The organism is Desulfosporosinus sp. I2, assembly GCF_000960765.1.
In the GTDB taxonomy this organism is placed as follows: Bacteria; Bacillota; Desulfitobacteriia; order Desulfitobacteriales; family Desulfitobacteriaceae; genus Desulfosporosinus.
In genome coordinates this window covers 1-20442 of the sequence record NZ_JYNH01000060.1, presented here as the reverse complement: position 1 = coordinate 20442, position 20442 = coordinate 1, and the positions used below count along the sequence as shown (strand labels likewise).

Annotated in this window: 20 protein-coding genes and 2 pseudogenes; 21 read left to right on the top strand and 1 reads right to left on the bottom strand. The window is 44.1% G+C overall.

Translation table 11 applies throughout. From position 1 onward, the window contains the following. Nucleotides 1-32: 32 nt before the first annotated feature. Nucleotides 33-950, bottom strand: coding sequence for a helix-turn-helix transcriptional regulator (locus UF75_RS14285; RefSeq protein ID WP_045575269.1), 918 nt, complete (start codon nt 948-950; stop codon nt 33-35). A gap of 440 nt (nt 951-1390) precedes the next feature. On the opposite strand from UF75_RS14285, the gene speD reads away from it, so the two are divergent. From speD to hemL, 21 genes and pseudogenes are all read left to right on the top strand, one after another. Then, on the top strand, nt 1391-1768 hold the full coding sequence (gene speD / locus UF75_RS14280) for an adenosylmethionine decarboxylase (RefSeq protein ID WP_045575268.1): 378 nt from the start codon (nt 1391-1393) through the stop codon (nt 1766-1768). A gap of 252 nt (nt 1769-2020) precedes the next feature. Further along, nucleotides 2021-2788, top strand: a complete 768-nt coding sequence (locus tag UF75_RS14275; protein WP_045575267.1) for a geranylgeranyl pyrophosphate synthase — start codon at nt 2021-2023, stop codon at nt 2786-2788. 15 nt (nt 2789-2803) lie between these two features. After that, on the top strand, nt 2804-3658 hold the full coding sequence (locus UF75_RS14270) for a UbiA-like polyprenyltransferase (RefSeq protein WP_045575266.1): 855 nt from the start codon (nt 2804-2806) through the stop codon (nt 3656-3658). Nucleotides 3659-3673: 15 nt separating this feature from the next. Then, a complete protein-coding gene (locus UF75_RS14265) occupies nt 3674-4456 on the top strand; it encodes a hypothetical protein (protein WP_052693264.1) in 783 nt (260 codons plus the stop codon). 105 nt (nt 4457-4561) lie between these two features. Next, nucleotides 4562-5644, top strand: a complete 1083-nt coding sequence (mqnC, locus tag UF75_RS14260) for a cyclic dehypoxanthinyl futalosine synthase (RefSeq protein ID WP_045575265.1) — start codon at nt 4562-4564, stop codon at nt 5642-5644. 4 nt (nt 5645-5648) lie between these two features. Next, a complete protein-coding gene (gene tatC / locus UF75_RS14255) occupies nt 5649-6410 on the top strand; it encodes a twin-arginine translocase subunit TatC (protein ID WP_045575264.1) in 762 nt (253 codons plus the stop codon). 17 nt (nt 6411-6427) lie between these two features. Then, the gene (locus UF75_RS14250; protein WP_045575263.1) at nt 6428-6787 is read left to right on the top strand and encodes a twin-arginine translocase TatA/TatE family subunit; all 360 of its coding nucleotides are present in this window, start codon (nt 6428-6430) and stop codon (nt 6785-6787) included. A gap of 7 nt (nt 6788-6794) precedes the next feature. Next, nucleotides 6795-7763: a polyprenyl synthetase family protein gene (locus UF75_RS14245; protein ID WP_045575278.1), complete on the top strand. Its 969-nt coding sequence runs from the start codon at nt 6795-6797 to the stop codon at nt 7761-7763. A 254-nt stretch (nt 7764-8017) separates the two neighbouring features. Then, complete coding sequence (locus tag UF75_RS14240) at nt 8018-8881, top strand: cytochrome c biogenesis protein ResB (protein ID WP_348983058.1); 864 nt, start codon at nt 8018-8020, stop codon at nt 8879-8881. 55 nt (nt 8882-8936) lie between these two features. After that, a pseudogene (locus UF75_RS31040) lies at nt 8937-9125 on the top strand (cytochrome c biogenesis protein ResB); the annotation flags it as partial. Between the two features lie 21 nt (nt 9126-9146). Further along, a complete protein-coding gene (locus UF75_RS31035; protein ID WP_348983057.1) occupies nt 9147-9329 on the top strand; it encodes a hypothetical protein in 183 nt (60 codons plus the stop codon). Between the two features lie 16 nt (nt 9330-9345). Further along, nucleotides 9346-10197 (top strand): c-type cytochrome biogenesis protein CcsB, encoded by an 852-nt coding sequence (gene ccsB, locus UF75_RS14235; RefSeq protein ID WP_045575262.1) that lies wholly within the window; start codon nt 9346-9348, stop codon nt 10195-10197. A 133-nt stretch (nt 10198-10330) separates the two neighbouring features. Then, on the top strand, nt 10331-10969 hold the full coding sequence (locus UF75_RS14230) for a bifunctional precorrin-2 dehydrogenase/sirohydrochlorin ferrochelatase (protein WP_045575261.1): 639 nt from the start codon (nt 10331-10333) through the stop codon (nt 10967-10969). Then, a complete protein-coding gene (gene hemA, locus UF75_RS14225; protein ID WP_045575260.1) occupies nt 10945-12288 on the top strand; it encodes a glutamyl-tRNA reductase in 1344 nt (447 codons plus the stop codon). Before UF75_RS14230 ends, hemA begins: the two co-directional genes overlap by 25 nt. Next, a complete protein-coding gene (gene hemC, locus UF75_RS14220) occupies nt 12285-13196 on the top strand; it encodes a hydroxymethylbilane synthase (RefSeq protein ID WP_045575259.1) in 912 nt (303 codons plus the stop codon). Before hemA ends, hemC begins: the two co-directional genes overlap by 4 nt. 29 nt (nt 13197-13225) lie before the next feature. After that, nucleotides 13226-14740 (top strand): uroporphyrinogen-III C-methyltransferase, encoded by a 1515-nt coding sequence (gene cobA / locus UF75_RS14215; protein WP_045575258.1) that lies wholly within the window; start codon nt 13226-13228, stop codon nt 14738-14740. Further along, nucleotides 14737-15912, top strand: coding sequence for a putative heme d1 biosynthesis radical SAM protein NirJ1 (gene nirJ1, locus UF75_RS14210; protein WP_045575257.1), 1176 nt, complete (start codon nt 14737-14739; stop codon nt 15910-15912). Before cobA ends, nirJ1 begins: the two co-directional genes overlap by 4 nt. A 26-nt stretch (nt 15913-15938) precedes the next feature. Then, nucleotides 15939-16922 (top strand): porphobilinogen synthase, encoded by a 984-nt coding sequence (gene hemB / locus UF75_RS14205; RefSeq protein ID WP_045575256.1) that lies wholly within the window; start codon nt 15939-15941, stop codon nt 16920-16922. Continuing rightward, nucleotides 16919-17908: pseudogene (nirJ2, locus tag UF75_RS14200) on the top strand (putative heme d1 biosynthesis radical SAM protein NirJ2); the annotation flags it as partial. The gene hemB and the pseudogene nirJ2, both read left to right, overlap by 4 nt. A 6-nt stretch (nt 17909-17914) precedes the next feature. Then, nucleotides 17915-18937, top strand: a complete 1023-nt coding sequence (locus UF75_RS14195; protein ID WP_045575276.1) for an Lrp/AsnC family transcriptional regulator — start codon at nt 17915-17917, stop codon at nt 18935-18937. Between the two features lie 15 nt (nt 18938-18952). Further along, nucleotides 18953-20242, top strand: a complete 1290-nt coding sequence (gene hemL / locus UF75_RS14190) for a glutamate-1-semialdehyde 2,1-aminomutase (protein ID WP_045575255.1) — start codon at nt 18953-18955, stop codon at nt 20240-20242. Nucleotides 20243-20442: the final 200 nt, after the last annotated feature.

The window sequence follows — 20442 nt, the reverse complement described above, 5'->3', positions numbered from 1 at the left end:
GAAAAGGCAGTAGGAGGGAGAATGGAGGATGTTTAGGTGTTTAAGAAGACATTTCCTGTCAAGGACGTATCATACCCTTTTTGCTGATGGATGGCTTGGAGGAATCCTGGAGATTTAAGAATCTCGATGAGCTCTCGCCAAATAGGGGTTTTAGCAGTTTTACCTAAACAAACGAGATCATACCGTTCTTGGAAGAGGGGAATAAAATCAAGACCGAGCCTCAGAGCCGCGGCTTTTACTCCGACGCCAACATCAGCCTGTCCATTGGCTACCCGGCAAGCGACTCCAGAGTGGGTGCTTTCTTCATGTTCATAGCCCAGAATACGACCTGGAGAAATCTTAGCCGCTCGAAGGTAGGCATCGAGACGTAGACGGGTTCCTGAGCCTTTCTGGCGGTTAATAAAATGCAGACCTTCTAACGTGATATCATCCCATGTATGTAATTGAAGAGGATTTCCAGATGCGACGATAAAACCTTGTTCACGTTGAACTAAGTTGACTATACAGACAGATTCTCCAGGTATAACGTGCTTAACAAAGGGAATGTTATACTCGTTTGATACATCATCCCATAGATGTATCCCGGAAATATCCGCTTCCCGACGATAAAGGGAAATGAGTCCATCCATGCTTCCCTTGAAAGAAACTGAAGACTCAACAGGGAGTTGAGCGTGGCTGAGGAACTCAAAAAGTAGTTCGACAATCGGGTCATGACTTCCAATAAAGCGGATGATGGGCAATTCGGAAGAATTGGAAATCATAGCGGGAGGGATAGCGTTGTTGCCACCAGTCGTTCCATGTAGGTATTGCTCAAGAACGGACGGATTAATTCTGAGTTGTCGACCTATATGGTGAGCTGGTATCTCACCGCGTTTAACAAGTTCATAAAGAGTATATTTTGATACTTTGAGGATTTTCGCAGCTTCCGCAGCCGTTAGGGTCTGACTCATATAATTTCACCCCCATTCTACCTACTAAGTTCAGTTCTACCTACTAAGTTTAAATTAGTTAGATTGGCTAGTCAATACGGTTGTATGAAACAATTGGCTTTAATTTGGTTATGTTAGTTATTATTGGGTTAAACACAGCTTCAACAGACGTTTCAGAAGTACCCCTTATATTATAGAAGCTTTCAAAAGTTGAGGTCTTAAAAATTGGCTAGAAAAATCGATTTTTTCGAAGCGTAACATAGGAACAGTCAGAAATCTAGAGTTATTAACACTAAATTAACTTAAACAGAGTAAAATGTAGTTATATTAGATTTTTTTATTGACAACACCGTACTTTGTGCTAAAATTTAACGTGATGGAAATTTGGGGTAAGCCGTCTAATTGGACGATTTGGCCCAGATTCTTTCCTATTTTTAGTAAAAAGGGGGCAAAGATCACAATTGGCAAATTCTCTTGGACGTCATGTGTTGGCTGAAATTTACGGGTGTAGCTTCGACATTTTAAATGATCGTGAAAAGGTCGAAGCAATGATGGTCAACGCAGCTTTGGAGGCTGGTGCCGAGGTACGTGAGGTAGTTTTTCATAAGTTTAGTCCTCAAGGAGTGAGTGGTGTCGTTGTTATTTCTGAATCTCACTTAGCCATTCACACGTGGCCAGAACTCGGATATGCAGCCGTCGACGTCTTTACGTGCGGGGACCGTGTCAATCCCTGGGATGCCTGTAACTATTTAACGGATCATTTCGAGGCGGGTCATATGACAGCAACGGAAATCAAGCGGGGAATTGTTGAGGATCCAAAGGAAGCGGTAAATATTTAGGAGGGATATTTATTTTACTCCGGACTAAGTCAAGTACGGAAAAAGAAGAAAGCTTATACTTTCTAAGAGGTACTAGATAGACCTTGTGACTTGAGAAGTTGCAGGGTCTATTGTATTTTTAGTGAGGTTACATATTCTTACGATAATAATGTCATATTATCAGAGTATATTGCATAAACAGGGCAGGAGATTAAATAAGAATCACGAATATATAATAGGTTAATGTCCGATTGGAAGGCAAGGAGCGATAAGATGGTTCCGGTAGAATTCAGCTTTTTTGAGAAACTGAACGCAGTACAAGCACATATGCGTCAAGAAATTAACTTTAAACCAGTTGGATTTGAGGAATTGGTTCAACTGGATATGGATGAACTTGATCAAACGGTTCATCCTGCGATTGTCTTAGCAGTAAGTAGAGCCTGCGGTGATCAAGGGCCAAAATCGGAAGCTTTGGCAAGTATCGTTCAATTTATCTTTATGGCCAATAGGGTTCATAAACTTATGAAGGATGATCAAGAACTTGCGGAAGAACTTCGACAATTTCCCGTGCTGGTTGGGGATTTGCTATATGGTAAATTCTTCCTTGAGCTTTGCCGCGTGAAACTCTTACAATTTCTGGACCCTCTGGCTCAAGTCATTGGACTTAAAAGTCAAGGGGGAATTTCGCGCTGGATTGCTCGTGAAAAGAGACTAGGTAGGGATGAGCTACTTCAAATTATTGAATTAGAGAATGCCTCTTTGACCGCCTTAGCTGCTCGTCTGAGTGCAGAACTGGCGGGTGTCTCTATTCCTGTACAACGCCAAATGGAAGCGTTCGGCTGGGAAATAGGACTTGCTTGGGGGGCGTGGAGGGAACGAATGGAGATAACTGTGGTGCAATCCATTCTTCAACGTGCGAATGCAATTTTACTGGAAATTTCGGCGGGTTCCCAGCTTCAACTACACCCTCTAATAGAGGTATATCAATACTTGTCAAATAAGCTCAGCACTGAATACAATCCTCAAGTTGCTGGATCCTAACGAACGGAGTAGAGTATGCATAAACTAAAAGTTTTCTTTGAAATGATTAAATTTGAACATACAATTTTTGCCCTTCCGTTTGCCTATCTAGGTGCTTTCTTGGCGGCTCATGGCGTTCCGTCAATGCTGAAGCTTTTCTGGATTACACTAGCTATGATCGGCGCTAGAACAGCTGCCATGTCTTTAAACCGTCTGATCGACCGACACATAGATGCCCGAAATCCGCGGACGGCCCGGAGGGCGCTACCTGCAGGTCAGCTTAGGGTCGCTGAAGTAACCTTGTATACAATACTTTCATTCCTCTTACTGGGCTTTTCGGCCTACAAACTCAATATTTTAGCCTTGTTTCTAATGCCAATTGCTGTTTTTTTTCTTGTCTTATATTCCTATACCAAACGCTTTACTTGGGCATGTCACTTCGTCTTGGGAATTTCCCTAGGCTTAGCTCCGGCGGGGGCTTGGATTGGGGTTACCGGTCACTGGGCCTTGGCACCGGTTTTATTGGGGCTGGGGGTTATGACTTGGGTGGCAGGTTTTGATGTCGTATATGCTTGTCAGGATGTAGAATTTGACCGCAGGGAAGGATTGAATTCCATTCCGGCGATCTTTGGATTGAGAAGAGGTTTGGAAATTTCAGCATTTTTACATACTATCGCCCCAATCTTCTTTATATTCGTTGGAGTCGTCATGTCGATGGGTTGGCTTTATTATGTAGGAGTTGGCATAGCCATTGTCTTACTTTTTCGTCAGCACCGCTTAGTTTCAGCCGATGATTTCTCTAAGATTGGAGTTGCCTTTTTTGACCTTAATGGCTACTTAAGTATTCTGCTTTTTGTTTTTTCAATTATGGATTTGATATTATTGCGCTAAAAAGGAGTCGTTACTATGTCCTCACTGTTTGTCCAAAGTGAACTTATTGATCTAATAGAAAAAGTGGAAAGTGGCGAACGGTTAGACCTTTTCGCTGGAATTCGCCTGATGAATAGTCAAGACATCTTGGCTTTAGGATATATGGCTAATCTAGTGCGCGAACAGAAAAACGGGAATCGAACTTATTTTAGGATCACTCGGCAGATTAAGGATACTAATGTAACCCCGATTTTTTCAGATCAAGCGGATCCTTCGGAACTACAGCTTATGGGTGGGCTCAACTCGGAAATCCCTTTTGAATCTTACGTGGAAATGCTCCATCAAGTTTCTGAAGCGCGCTATCTGGAAATTCAGGAAGCGGCACATCGCTTAGGGATGCACACTAATGCCATTATGTTCTATGGGCATGCTAAGTCGATAGAGGAACATATCGACTACTTACTCAAGCTGCGGGAACTTCAGGACCGAACAGGCGGATTTCAATCCTTCATGCCGCTTTATCACTATCCTAAAGGGACAAAATTGGAAGAAATGATGGGGGTCGAGGATTCCACTGGCTTTGAAGACTTGAAAATGCTTGCAGTTTCACGGATTCTTTTAGATAATGTTGACCATATCCAAGCCTTCGGCAGCGTGCTCGGCCCCAAACTAACCCAGGTATCTATGACGTTTGGCGTGGATTTTCTAGATAGTCACACTATGACGAAGCGAGCCTTGATCCACTTGATTGAGAAGGCTGGGCGAGAACCTGTGGAACAGGATACTTTTGTACTATCAGAAAGTATAAGTTTCTGGTAAGCATAAGTGCAACTAAGGCGGCCGCCTTCGCTAAGGCTTGGCGCCAGCCAAGTTTTCTTTAAACGCGTTTATTGAATCCGTGTCGGACGGAAAGGATTGAAGTACATGCGAACGGAAACCCAAGCAATCATCGAGAAACGTCTAGCGGGTGAACGGTTATCCGTTGCGGATGGTATCAGGTTATTGCAAAATGCGGATCTTCTTTCATTGGGACAAGGCGCTGATCTTGTACGCAAGCAGATGCATCCAGAAAACATCGTCTCTTTTGTCATTGACCGGAATATTAACTATACTAACGTCTGCTCCTGTCAATGTAAGTTTTGTGCATTTTACTGTAAACCGGGAGATCCAGAAGGATATATTTTGTCAAGGGACGTATTACATGCTAAAATTGAAGAAACAATTCAAGTAGGAGGGACTCAACTCTTAATCCAAGGGGGGTTACATCCCGATTTGGATCTAGAATACTTTGAAAAGCTTCTGCGTGATATCAAAGCCCATTTCTCAATTCACATTCACTCGTTTAGCCCCCCAGAAATATGGGACTTAGCGAACAAGTCTCAGCTGGGCATTGAGGAAGTCATCCGTCGACTTCGAGACGCAGGTTTGGACTCGATCCCCGGGGGAGGGGCGGAAATCCTTGATGATCGCGTACGTCACCAAATAAGCCCAAATAAAATTGGGTGGCAACAATGGATGGACGTGATGACCACTGCTCATAAGCTCGGCATGAAAACAACGGCTACGATGATGTTTGGGCATGTCGAAACTTTTGAGGAACGAATTTTACATATGGTTCGTGTTCGGGAGGCTCAGGATCAAACAGGTGGTTTTACGGCTTTTATCCCTTGGAGTTTTGCTCCCTCGAATACTGAGCTTGGTGGAGAGGGGAGTACTGGGGTTGAGTATTTGAGAACACTTGCGGTTGCACGCTTGATGCTCGATAATGTTCCTAACCTCCAAGCTTCGTGGGTCACCCAAGGAGCTAAAATGGCGCAGGTGGCGTTGCGATTTGGAGCGAACGACTTTGGAAGTACCATGCTCGAGGAAAATGTTGTTCGGGCCGCTGGCGTAAAAACACGTGTTCCGCTCCAAGAAATTATACGTTGTATTGAAGATGCAGGTTATCAGGCTGTTCAACGCAATACACACTACGAACGGTTAAAGGCCTTTAGGAAGGAAGTGTAGGCGGATGCGCAGGCGAAAGCGACAGCTTAATGAGGCCAATTTGCCGTTGATGGAGCATTTAAAAGCGCTACGCAAAGTGCTCGTTATATCTGCATATGCTATTGCGTTAGGTAGCATTATTGGCTGGCTTGTAAGTGATCAAGTTTTTGCTTATTTTGCCCGTCCTGTTACCGTATTGGAAAAAATCACGTTCATTACCACGACCCCTTTAGAACCTATGTTAGTCAAATTAAAAGTCTCGGTCGTTACTGGGGTAGTCTTGGCCCTCCCAATTCTTTTATGGCAGATTTGGAGTTTTGTACTTCCTGCCTTGAAGCAAAATGAACGAAAGTACTTATTTATCATTGTACCCAGCTCAGTACTCCTTTTTCTTGGCGGAGCCTCCCTGTGTTTCTTTATCGTAATGCCTTTAGGTATTAAGTTTTTGCTTTTTGTCGGGGGTGGTGCAATTCAATCAACTCCATTTTTGACAAAAACCTCATATCTTAGCTTTCTTTTAGCCTTTCTTTTAACGTTTGGGCTAGTATTTCAACTTCCTATTGTCTTATTAATCTTAATTCGGATAGGGGTGTTAACTCCCCAGATGTTAGCTCAAAAACGACGCTGGGCAGTATTATCGATGGTTATTCTGGCGGTGGTGGTTTCCCCAACGCCAGATTTAGTTACACAACTTCTCATGGCTGGACCAATGTATCTCCTCTATGAAATTAGCATCTGGTTAGGGTATCTAATTGTTCGTAGAAGAGATAGAGACCTGGTTGCATAAAAGGGGGGGTAAAAAATATGGGTTTAAGTGAAATACTCTTGATTCTAGTAGTAGTCCTTATTTTATTTGGACCTGAAGATCTTCCGGTTATTGCTCGGTCGATTGGTAAAATAGTATTTGAAATTCGAAAAGCAACGAATGAATTGACGAAAGAATTTCAAAGTACTATTGATACACCAACGACGATCATGAACAAAGCATTTGAGCAGACAACCTCAACCCCTACTTCTGGGAGGGATGCAAACCAGTCCAAAAGTGAGGAAGATGCTAAGCCGGAAGAGGAATTGTTAACTTACGAGGATGAAGTAGCCAAGGATCCTCTGGCGGAACTGCCATCAGATATGGTATCTTATGAAGAAAAGGGTGCGAGCAGGTGAATCGGTTTTGAAACAACTCTGGCTCTTAAATCAGATAAATTCAGATCTGCAACGGGTTGAAAAAGAATTAACAAAATTCGTGGAGACGGATTATCCGATTCTCCAGGATTCGGCTGTTCATTTATTATCGGCGGGTGGTAAACGATTACGCCCTGCTTTTACACTTCTTGCCGGAAAGTTCTACAGTTATTCGATGGAAAAGTTGATGCCTGTGGCGATGGCGTTAGAACTGATACATATGTCTTCGCTAGTTCACGATGATGTCGTCGATGCATCAATGACCAGAAGAGGGCGTCCCACGGTAAAAGCTAAATGGGGGAATATCGTCTCCATCGAAACGGGGGACTATCTGTTTGCAAAGTCATTAGTACTCATTTCAAAGATAGATCACCCTGAGGTTGCCCGTATCCTTGCAGGAATCAGCGTTGAAATGTGTCAGGGAGAAATTCAACAAATTAAGTCATCGTTTGATGTAGAACAAAATCTTAAGCAATACTATTATCGCATTAAACGGAAAACTGCTTTGTTGATATCCGCCTGTTGTAAACTAGGGGCAATAGTGTCAGATGCTCCCAGACGTCAAGTTTGGGCGCTGGGTGCTTATGGTCATTCCTTAGGCATGGCTTTTCAGATCGTTGATGATGTATTAGATATTACCGCTAAGCCTTCAGAATTTGGGAAGCCAATTGGCGGAGACTTACGTCAGGGAATTATGACGTTACCCATGATTTTGGCCCTCAAACTGTCAACCGAGCCAGCTCAGCTTAAGACTTTACTGGGAAAAATGGATAAGACTGACGATGAAGTTTCTGAAACGATTGGACTGATAAAGGCTACCGGAGCAATCGATCAGTCCATGCGGCTTGTAGATTTATATGTCAAAAAAGCCAAGAAACATCTTCTGGACCTGCCGACCATTCCGACTCGCAAAGCTTTAGAAGATTTAGCTGAGTTTATTCGAGTCCGCAAGTTCTAAGGTTCTGATCTAATACAATAGAATTTTTTGAAACAACTATCATGAAAAGACCCTGTTAATGTTGAATTAAGGGGTTCTTTTTGTTGGTTAGTGATCTTAAAAGTAATTCGTAATTTTGGAACTGTATAATAAATATGGTATAGTTTAGATCAATAAGAACGATGTGTAGCTTAGTTATACTTATAGAAGGTATATCGCAATTCGTTTAGGTTAATATTAACTTGAACAGGCCAGACTGGGAGGTTTTGTATTAGATGGAAGATAACTCCAAGGATTTAAGCGAGCGAATTTGGAGAGCTTTCAGTTCAATGAAGCTTGGACTAGCTCTATTAGGAATAATTGCTCTTGTATCTGGAATTGGAACGGTAGTGCCACAGCTTGAACAGGCTCCTGAAAAAGCTAAACAACTGGGCCAAATTTGGCAGTGGATGGGGATTACTCATCTTTATAACACTGTTTGGTTTCGCCTGTTGTTAGGTCTACTATGTATCAATCTAATCGTGTGTAGTATTCAACGGCTTAAAGGTATTTATCTGAGGACGTTCAAGCTGAAACCACCGACAACTCTTGAGCAGGTACCCCTGAAAATTAGACTTACGCTTAAAGGGGAGTCCACTCAACTACGGGAGTCTGTTCAGACGGTTTTGAAACAAAAAGGGTATCGTTTTTCCCTAAGCAATCAATCTGACTATTGGAGTTTTATTGCTATAAAACGCCGACTCGGAAACTGGGGCTCTTTGATTACTCATCTTTCCTTCGTAGTTTTAGTCATTGGTGCTTTATTAGGATCCCTCTTCGGCTTCAAGGGATACTTTATGGAAGGGGCCGGAACAACCTTTCCGATCCAAGAAATCCAGCTCTCTAAAGGTAAGGTCTCCGAGACCTTCGATGTGCGCATAAATTCTGCAGAGGATCGTTTCTTGCCTAATGGTGAACGAGATAATTGGTATACAGACATGAGTATCTTGGAAAACGGACAGGAAGTATCCAGACAGACATTGTCAGTAAATCATCCGTTTAAGTATCATGGAATTACTTTTTATCAAGCGAATTTTGCCAACGGCGCAAGTTTTACAGTGGATATGAAGGGCGAAAAAATCTTCAGTTGTCTTACGTGATCAAGGACTAAGTTATTTCCAAGCTCCGGGAACTGAGCTTTATCTTGTAACCGCGATTAAATCGGGTTCTTCACAGAAAGCGGACGTTCTTTACCAGGTATACAAAGGGACCGAGGAAAAACCGATCCAAGCTGGACAACTGACGACAGGGCAAACGATCGATGTTCAAGGAACTTATCAATTAACTTTTAATGGCTTAGCAGGATTCACCGGGCTACAAGTCAAGAAGGATCCGGGGGTTGCCATTATTTGGTTGGGATGTGCCTTGTTAGTTGCGGGGCTCATACTTGCCTTTTATTGGCAACCCATTGTGATCTCTGGAATTCTTCAATTAGAGGACGGAGTCCAAGGAAACCTGACCACGGGTGCGTTATCAGGAAAAATGACCGCTAATAGTCAAGCAGCCTTAGAACGAATGGTAGATTCTGTATCTAAACTGCTAAGATGATAAAGGAGGATAGTGAATGTTAGAAAACCTTGAAACAGCCATGTTCTATATTTTAGTAATGGCAAGCACTTTAGCAATGTTGTTGTACCTCATTTGGTTAGGCACCAAAAAGGAGTTTATTGGGCAGCTCGCAACATATCTAACGATTGTTGCCTTAATCGCCAACATCATGGCCATTATCCTCAGAATGCTCACTTCAGGCCATCCGCCACTTTCTAATGGCTATGAATTTATTTTGACATTTGTGGGGGGCATCATGGCAGTCTATCTGTTTGCTGAATATCGCTATAAATTAAGAGCTCTGGGCGCGTTTGTTATGCCCATTCCTTTCTTATTATTGATGTTTATTATCATGAAGATGGGGCCTGAGGAACGAATTGCCCAAGCTATTCCTCCAGCCCTGAAGAGTCAATGGCTTACGTTTCACGTAGTGACAGCAATGTTTGCCTACGGCGCTTTTGCCGTATCCTTCGGGCTAGGAGCTATGTATCTCATCAAACTGAGTAAAGAAGGTACTCAAAATAATTTGAATCATCAGGGAATCGTTTCGCGATTTCCGCCCTTAGACAGACTTGATGAACTAGCCTATAAAGTTGTAGGATTCGCTTTTCCGCTATTAACGCTCTGCATTATTACGGGCGCAATTTGGGCAAATTATGCTTGGGGAACTTACTGGTCATGGGACCCCAAAGAGACTTGGTCTTTAATTACCTGGATCATTTATGCAGGATACTTGCATGCTCGGTTGATGTACGGTTGGAAAGGAAAAAGGGCGGCTTGGCTGGCAATCTTTGGTTTCGCCGCTGTTTTGTTTACATTCTTTGGTGTCAACTACTTTTTAGCGGGCCTTCATTCATATGCTTCGTAAACAATGATGTCCATTTAGGGAATGTTCCTTTGAATAATCTTATTTAACGAAAATGTATAGGTTTTGGGCAGGGAAATTGTTATAATAAAACGAATTGGAATAGGGAGAAAAGTGGAGAAGGTGACTATAGCTTATGTCTCAGTATTATCCAATATTTATGGATTTATTGGCTCTGCCAGTTTTGGTCGTCGGTGGAGGGAACGTAGCTTTTCGTAAAGTTCAAACCCTTATGCATCATGGAGCTATGGTGAAGGTTGTCTCCCCACGTCTCGTACCTGAGCTTAGGGAACTGGTTGATGGAAAAACATGTTTTTGGGTAGAAAAGGACTATTCTACTGAAGATATTCAAGATGCTATGCTTGTTTTTTCATGCACGGAAATAGAGGAAGTCAATGCTCAAGTGTCCCGTGATGCCAAAGCTTCTTATCGGCCGGTAAATGTTGTTGATGACCCAGATAAGTGTAGTTTCATTGTGCCTTCGATCATGGAACGAGGGGATCTTAAAATTGCTGTATCGACAGGGGGAAGTAGCCCTATCGTTGCCAGGCAAGTTCGCGCTGAATTGGAAACAATGTACGGAGATGAGATGGGCGACTATCTTACCTTGCTTAAAAATTGGCGGACTAAAGCTAAGAGTGACTTACCACCTGACAAGAGAAGTATTTTCTGGAATCGCGCTACGGATGGAGAAGTGAGAAAACTTATTAAAGCTCAACGATTTGCCGAGGCGAAAGGAGTGGTTGAAACGTGTTTCCTGTCGCTATTGGATTAAATCACCGAAGCGCGCCCGTAGAAATTCGGGAAAAAATGAGTTTTCATCCTTCTCAAATGAAAGATGCCCTAAAAAAACTCAAAAGCTATCCAGGGCTAGAGGGTGTTCTAATACTCAGCACCTGTAACCGCACTGAAATTTATGCTGCTACAACAGAGGTTGAAGTAGGGATTGTATCTATTAAAAAGTTTTTGGCTAGTCAACATGGCATTGAGGAGAAGGTGTTTGACCAGTATTTATATGTTCACACCTTATATGATGCTGTGCGGCACTTATTTCGGGTAACTTCCGGTTTGGATTCGATGGTTCGGGGAGAGACTCAAATTCTTGGACAGGTTGCAAGTGCATATGAACAGGCGAATGAAGCGGTCGTCACTAACAAAGCAATTAATGTGTTCTTTCAGACGGCCTTAGCTGTGGGTAAACGGATACGAACAGAAACGTTAATTGATCAACACCCGGTATCGATTAGCTATACTGCAGTAGAGCTGGCTAAACAACAATTTGGAGAACTCGAAGGCAAGGGAATTTTAATCATGGGAGCTGGCGAGATGAGTACACTGACTGCAAAAAATCTCGTCGCAGCCGGAGCTTCCACGGTTTTAGTCTCCAATAGATCTTATGAAAAAGCTGTTAATCTCGCCCAAGAAATTTCAGGTCGTGCCGTGCGTTTTGATGATATGGATCAGTATCTGGAAGAAGTAGATATCGTAATTTCCGCAACGGCTTCCAAACATTTTGTTTTGTTACCCGAACGTATTAAAGAAATCATGACTAAACGACAGGAACGACCTATGCTGCTGATTGATATTGCGGTCCCGCGTGATATCCATCCGGAAGTAGGAGACATCCCCTTCGTTACATTATTTGACATAGATGATCTCCGAGGTGTTATTGATCGCCATCATCAAGAACGAGAAATAGCGGCTCTTAACGCGGAAAAGATTATTGACGAGGAAATGGTAAACTTTCTTAAATGGCATAATTCATTATTTGTAGTTCCGACAATTGTTGCATTACAGCAAAAGGGACAGAAAATCAAAGAATTGCAACTTGAGCGTGCCTTTGAACGCCTTGGCGGTTTAACCCCAAAACAGGAGAAAGTTGTTCGATCTATGGCTAATTCCATTGTTAACCATCTCTTACACGTGCCTATCACGAATCTTAAAGAGTATGCTTCGACGAGCCAAGGCCATCTTTATACGGAAATCTTACAAAATCTTTTTGATTTGGATGTTGAGGAAGAAGAAAAACGATCCAATAAAATTATGAAGCAACATCCTGGACACATGCACCGTGGGAGGGCAGAAGCAGAATGAAGACCATTAGGATTGGGACTCGGGATAGTCAATTAGCAATGTGGCAAGCTGAGTGGGTAAAAAGTAAATTAGAGATGTTTTATCCTGAGGGTAAATTCGAGCTTGTTTCAATGAAAACTAAGGGAGATAAGATCTTGGATGTTCCCCTTTCCAAAATAGGGGACAAAGGATTATTTACTAAGGAATTGGAACAAGGACTGTTGGATGATGAACTTGACATGGCAGTTCATAGTCTCAAAGATATGCCAACCGTGTTACCAAAGGGGTTAATGATTAGCACTTTTTGCGAACGGGAGGAGCCAAGGGACGTCTTTTTAAGTAAGACCGGAGTCCTTCTAGAGGAATTACCCTCTGGAGCAATTATCGGTACAAGCAGTCTTCGTCGAAAAGCCCAACTAAAACACTATCGCCCAGATCTTAAATTTATGGATCTACGGGGGAATCTTCAAACTCGCTGGAAAAAGCTGCAAGAGTCAGAGATGGATGGGATTGTACTTGCTGCGGCAGGGGTGAAACGGTTAGGGTGGGAAAAACGAATCACCCAAATTCTACCAGAAGATTTGATGCTTTCGGCAGTCGGCCAAGGGTCAGTTGCTATCGAAATCGTGGAGAGACGATCTGACATTCAGAAGTTACTCTCTCCTCTTAATGATATTGCCACGGAACAAGCAGTTCGCGCGGAACGTGCTTTAATGCGCAAACTTGAAGGCGGATGTCAGGTTCCCATTGGAGCCTTAGCACGAGTAATCAATGGACAGATTATTCTTCGAGGGATGGTAGCAAGCTTAGATGGGACACGATTGATTAAGGCTGAAGCCCAAGGGCTTGATCCAGAAACAGTAGGCAATGAGGTCGCCAATCGTTTGATAGCCCTAGGGGCTAACGATATATTGGCGGAAATACGATAGGGGAACTTGATTGGATAGGAGTGTTCGCTTTGAATAAGGGATATGTATTTTTAGTCGGTGCAGGTCCGGGAGATCCGAAATTAATAACCCTAAAAGGGTCGGAATGTATCGCTAAAGCGGATGTATTAGTTTATGATCGTTTAGCTTCGCGGCGCCTCTTAGCGTTAGCCCGTCCGGATTGTGAACTTATCTATGTTGGGAAATCTCCGGACCGGCATACCTTGAGACAAGAAGAAATAAACCAGGTCCTCGTTGATAAGGGACTTGAAGGGAAAATAGTGACTCGCCTTAAAGGGGGAGATCCTTTTGTTTTTGGCAGGGGAGGCGAGGAAGCAGAAGCGTTACTCAAGGCAGGTATACAGTTTGAAGTAGTACCAGGGATTACTTCCGCGATTGCTGTCCCAGCCTACGCTGGTATCCCTGTGACACATCGAGATTTAACAACCTCCTTTGCTGTCATTACAGGACATGAAGATCCAACCAAAAACGAAACAACCATTCATTGGGACCACCTTGCACTTTCACACGGAACCCTTGTTTTTCTGATGGGAATGCAGAATCTCCCCATGATTGCTCAAAAACTGATGGAAAATGGCAAAAAGCCTACGACTCCCGTTGGAATTATCCAATGGGGTACTCGTCCGGAGCAACGGACGCTCGTGGGGCAACTGGATACTATTGCAACAGAGGTTATAAAGCAGGGGTTTACGAACCCCTCGATCATTATAGTCGGAGAAGTCGTCAGATTGCGAGAAAAACTCCAGTGGTTCGAAAAGAAGCCTCTGTTTGGACAACGGATTATTGTCACTCGGGCACGCCATCAAGCGAGCGAGTTATCTCAGGCGATTGAAGCCTTAGGAGGAGAAGCTTGGGAATTTCCGACGATTGATATTGCCCCTCCTTCAGATAACTCGTTTTTGATTAATGCTTTAAATAATCTTAAAGAGTTTCAATGGCTCATCTTTACCAGTGTTAACGGGGTTGAAGCCTTTTTTGCCGAGCTTAAGCGGCAAGAACGGGATGTTCGGGATCTGATTGGCATTGAGATAGTCGCCATAGGCCCTGCGACAAAAATGGCTATCGAACAAAGGGGATTACGAGTTGCCTATGTGCCAGAAGAATTCCGGGCGGAGAAAATTGTTGAAGGTTTATCGAGCCGTATATCAACGGGTCAGAAGGTTTTGCTCGCAAGGGCGGAAGAAGCAAGAGACGTTTTGCCAGTATCTCTTAAGGCCATGGGTGCGGATGTCTGGGATGTCCCAGTTTATAAAACTGTCATTGGTGGAGCAAACCGTAGTGAATTAAAAAGCTTGCTACAAGACAAAGCGGTCCATTCAGTCACCTTTACCAGTTCTTCGACAGTGCGAAACTTTATGACTCTGATTGATGGAGATGTTTCCTTGCTGGACAATGTTTCTCTCTATTCTATCGGGCCGATCACGAGTGCAACTGCTCAAGAACTTGGTCTGACAATTTTCAAAGAAGCATCTCAATATACAATTAGCGGATTGGTAGAAACATTGCTGGAGGGAAATAAACCATGATTAGCGTAACAAAGCTTTTATTTGATACAGATTATTTTGGAGACTCTCTACGTTATAATAAAGACTCCCGCGGAGCTCGAAATGGAACGACCACTCTTTCAGGGCCGGTTGTTGTGTGGAATTCGACCAAGACTTGTAACTTAAAATGTGCACATTGTTATATGGAGTCTGATGCACAAAAATACGAGGGAGAAATGTCCACTGAAGAAGCTAAGCGATTTATCGACGACCTAGCCGAATTCAAATCTCCTGTTCTACTTTTCTCCGGAGGAGAGCCCCTTATACGCCCCGATTTTTTCGAACTCGCCGAGTATACGATTTCCAAAGGACTGCGCGCAACACTATCTACCAATGGCACTCTGATTACACCGGAAGTGGCTAGGCGCATCAAAGACATTGGAATCTCCTATGTTGGAATCTCACTGGATGGGCTTGCCGATGTCAACGATAAGTTCCGTGGTAAAGAAGGAGCCTTTCAAGCGGCAATGCAAGGAATTCAAAACTGTGTGGCCGTGGATCAACGGGTTGGGCTTCGTTTTACCATAAATCACCATAACATTAAAGAACTAGACAAGATCTTCGACTTCATTGAAGCCGAGAATATTGATCGCGTTTGCTTTTACCATCTGGTCTATTCAGGTCGTGGTAACCAAATGATTGCCGAAGATGTGACGCCGGAAGAATCCCGTCAGGCGATGGATACGATTATTCGCCGGACTCGCGACTTTGAAGAGCGCGGTTTGAAAAAAGAGATCTTGACCGTCGATAATCATTGTGATGGAGTGTACATGTACATCCAAGCCTTAAAAGAAGATCCAGCTAGGGCAGAAAAGATCAAGAGTCTGATCGGATTCAATGGGGGAAACCGTTCAGGGATTGCCTTCGGCGAAGTTGACCCACTGGGGAACGTCCATCCTGACCAATTCACCCAGCATATCTCGTTTGGAAATGTCCGCGAACGCAAGATCGCAGAGATCTGGACCGATGTATCCCATCCCATCATGGCAGGGCTAAAGGACCGTAAAGCCCTACTCAAAGGACGATGCGCAGCTTGTCAATACCTAGACATGTGTAACGGTAATTTTCGGACACGTGCGGAAGCTGTAACAGGAGACTTCTGGGAGTCCGACCCCGCATGCTATTTAACGGACGAAGAAATCGGGATAAAGTAAGACCAAAACTACAGGAGGGTTCAATAATGGAACTTAAAAGGCGCCCACGCCGTTTACGAGCCAATCAAGCCATTCGAAGTATGGTACAGGAAAATCATGTTAGAGTTCAGGACTTAATTTACCCTATGTTTGTCATGATGGGTGAGAAAAAAAAGTTGGAGATTTCCTCCATGCCGGGTGTATATAACTTTTCACTCGATGAATTAATCCTAGCTCTTCAAGAGGTTGTGAAACTAGGAATCCCAGCGGTCTTACTTTTCGGTATTCCGGAGAGTAAAGATAGCGTAGGGTCAGGGGCTTATCATGAGCATGGAATTGTTCAAGAGGCTGTACGTTTAGCCAAGAAGCATTTTCCGGAACTCTATGTGATTACCGATGTATGCCTGTGCGAGTATACCGATCACGGACATTGTGGGCTAATTGATCAGGGACAAGTCCTCAACGATCCGACCCTAGACTTGCTTGCCCAGACCGCTCTCTCCCATGCACTAGCGGGTGCGGATATGGTTGCTCCGTCTGATATGATGGATGGCCGAGTCGCTGCAATCAGAGAACTGTTAGACAAAGAAGGATTTTCTCATATTCCCATTATGGCTTATTCAGCGAAGTTTGCTTCAGGTTTTTACGGACCTTTCCGGGAAGCTGCGGGGTCAACCCCTCAGTTTGGAGATCGTCGGACTTATCAGATGGATCCCTCGAATGGCAATGAAGCGATGCGGGAGACAGAGTTAGATATTGAAGAAGGGGCCGATTTGATTATTGTCAAGCCGGCCATGGCCTATGGAGATATTATCTATCGTACTAAGCAGAAATGCGGAGTGCCTGTGGCAGCATACAATGTCAGCGGTGAGTACGCGATGGTAAAAGCGGCTTCTGCCAACGGATGGATTGACGAGAAACGTATTGTCATGGAAGCCTTGGTAAGCATGAAGCGTGCAGGAGCCGATTTACTAATCACGTATCATGCGTTAGATGTTGCGAATTGGCTCAGAGAGGAAGGACCTGTATGATAGTTTCTTGGAATACAACGAACGCTTGTAATATGTACTGTGACCATTGTTACCGTGATGCAGGCTGTAAAGTAGAAGACGAACTAAGCACAAGCGAAGCAAAGACCATGTTAGAACAAATTGCCAAAGCTGGTTTCAAGATTATGATCTTTAGTGGGGGAGAACCCCTGACGAGGACTGATATTGTTGAATTAGTGGCCTATGCCACGTCTCTGGGGTTGCGTCCTGTATTTGGAACGAACGGCACCTTAATTACCCTGGAATTAGCTCGGCAACTTAAAGCGGCTGGAGCTATGGGCATGGGTATTTCCTTAGACTCCATGGATAAGAAAAAGCACGATGAATTCCGCAAATTCCCAGGTGCCTGGGATGGGGCAGTGCGAGGCATGAAAATTTGCCGTGAAGTTGGCCTTCCGTTCCAAATTCACACAACCATTATGGATTGGAATGCGAACGAAGTAGAAGCGATTACAGATTTTGCGGTCGAATTAGGCGCGGTCGCCCACCATTTCTTTTTCCTCGTGCCGACTGGACGGGCAGTTTCAATTGAAGAAGAAACCCTCAAAGCGGAAGCGTATGAGGAAATCTTAACTCGAATTATGAAGAAACAACAAACCGTTGATATAGAACTCAAGCCAACGTGTGCCCCTCAGTTTATGCGAATCGCTCAACAAATGGGTGTTAATATGCGTTTTAGTCGTGGGTGCTTGGCTGGAACAGCCTATTGTATCATTGGACCGAAAGGGCAAGTCCAACCCTGTGCCTATTTAAATATCCCGCTTGGAGATGTACGGGAGACCCCATTTGATGAAATTTGGCGTAACAATGAAGTTTTAAATAATCTTCGTACCCTCGATTATAAAGGTGGTTGCGGCTCCTGCGAGTATAAGCGTGCCTGCGGAGGTTGCCGGGCACGGGCTGCGTACTATAATGAGGGAGATTACATGGCAGAGGAGCCTTGGTGCTTATACCATGGGAGAAAGGGGATTTATATGGATTCAAAGGATCGAGCCCTCCTAAATGCCATCCAGGACCGCTTCCCGATAGCCGTCCATCCCTACCAGATCCTCGGCGAAGCCGCAGGGACGACAGAGGATGATGCCTTTAAACGAATTCAACGCCTTCGACAGGAAGGGATCATTCGTCGTTTAGGAGGCGTCTTTGATTCGCGAAGTTTAGGGTACTATAGTACCTTATGTGTGGCGAAGGTTCCAGAAGAGAAGATTCCCATCTTAGCAAAACTTCTAGAGGGGCTTCCCGGAGTGACTCACAATTATATTCGTAATCATGAGTATAACCTCTGGTTTACACTCATTGCCCGTTCGCAGGTTATCGCTGAAAGAATTCTCCAAACGATTCGCGAAGTCTCTGGAGTACAGGATGTGTATAGCCTTCCGGCCACTCGATTGTTTAAAATCAATGTCAATTTTGATTTTGACTTATCTGGTGAGGAATTGTCTCCTGAAGAGGAAATAGACATTTTCAGAGACACTGAGTTCCGCGGCGCACAAAAGGAATGTGTCACTCCTTATGATCTAACGGATGAAGACATCGCTCTAATTCGAGTGCTCCAAGGAAATCTGCCGGATTCACCGACTCCCTTTACCGTGCTTGCCGAAAACCTTCAGTGGCCAGTTGAAAAGGTCATTGCTTGTGCAAATCGACTCTTAAATGCAGAAGTTACTCGCCGTTTTGGCGCAGTTTTGCGACATCAGAAAGCAGGTTTCGTGGCCAACGCTATGGGAGTTTGGCAAGTTAATCCTGAACAAGCGGCTGAGGTTGGGGAAATTATGGCGCGCTTTAAGGAAGTTAGTCATTGTTACCAAAGACCAACCTTGCCTGATTGGCCTTACAACCTCTTTACGATGATCCATGGGAAAACTGCGGAGGATTGCGGAGAGGTTATGAAGAAAATTTCTGTGGCAACAGGGGTAAAGACTTATTCGATGCTTTTTAGTACTGTGGAATTAAAGAAGAGCAGTATGCAATATTTTCTAGAAGAAGAAGCTAACTAGAAAGGAGGTATTTACATGAGTTTTGTCGATCAAAAAAGCCACCAAGCATTTCTTAGGGCCCAGAAGGTGATTCCGGGTGGTGTTAATTCACCCGTAAGAGCCTTTAAATCCGTAGGTCGAAACCCGGTATTTATCGACCGCGGCGAAGGAGCTTATATTTGGGATATCGATGGTAATCGTTATCTTGACTTTGTGGGTTCTTGGGGTCCGCTTATCGTAGGGCATGCCCACCCGAACGTGGTTGAGGCGATCAAACGGGTGGCGGAACGCGGAACAAGTTATGGTGCTCCGACCGAAGTTGAAAGCGAATTATCCGAAGAAGTACTGAGAGCGTTTCCCTCCATGGAGATGGTACGCATGGTTAACTCTGGGACTGAAGCGACAATGAGTGCTCTACGCTTAGCACGTGGCGTTACAGGCCGGACAAAAATCGTAAAATTTGAAGGTTGTTATCATGGGCACTCAGACCAACTTTTGATTAAGGCAGGCAGTGGTGCTTTGACTTTAGGTGTTCCAACCTCTCCTGGAGTTCCAGCTCAAATTGCATCTACCACTATTTCCGCCCGGTTTAATGATCTTGAAGGGTTAAAAGAGATCTTTCAGAGTGAAGGGGAAGAGATTGCCGCAGTGATTCTCGAACCAGTCACAGGAAATATGGGTGTAGTCTTACCTGAAGAAGGATTCTTACAGGGAGTTCGCAATTTAACAAAAGAGTACGGGGCATTACTCATCTTTGACGAAGTGATGACCGGCTTTAGGGTTAGTTACGGTGGAGCCCAAGCCTATTTCGGAATTGATCCGGATTTGACTTGCTTAGGTAAGGTAATCGGCGGGGGACTTCCAGTTGGGGCTTACGGCGGGAAACGTCGTTTTATGGAACAGATTTCTCCTAGTGGCCCAATCTATCAAGCAGGAACCCTTTCTGGTAATCCTTTAGCCATGAACGCTGGCTTAGCGACGTTAAGATTGTTACAACAACCTGGCACGTATGAGGCTTTAACAAGTAAAACAATCCGACTGGCAGAAGGTTTAAAGCAACTTGCCCAAGAGGCTGGACTGCCTATCTGGGTTAATTCCATCGGGGCCATGTTTTCTCCCTTTTTTACTGACGTTCCGGTTAAGGATTATGCCAGCGCTTGTACTTCAGATGTGGAGCGATTTGCCAAGTACTTCCGCGGGATGTTAGAACATGGTATTTATTTAGCCCCCAGTCAATTTGAAGCTGTCTTTTTATCAACGGCCCATTCGAAAGCTGACATAGACCAAACACTAGAACAGGCAAGAATAGTCCTTAAAACTCTTTAAAACCTAATTTAAAGGGGTGCTTTATCGGATGGACCGCAAACGCGTCTTAAGGGCCCTTATCACGTTTAGTCTATTAGCTGCCTTGGTAGCGGTATTGATTATTTCTCAAAATAGGGACCCTTCTAACCCTCATACATCGGTTTCGAAAGATACTTGGATCCATGGACCACAAGGGCATGGCTACGCTGTCCGAAACAATC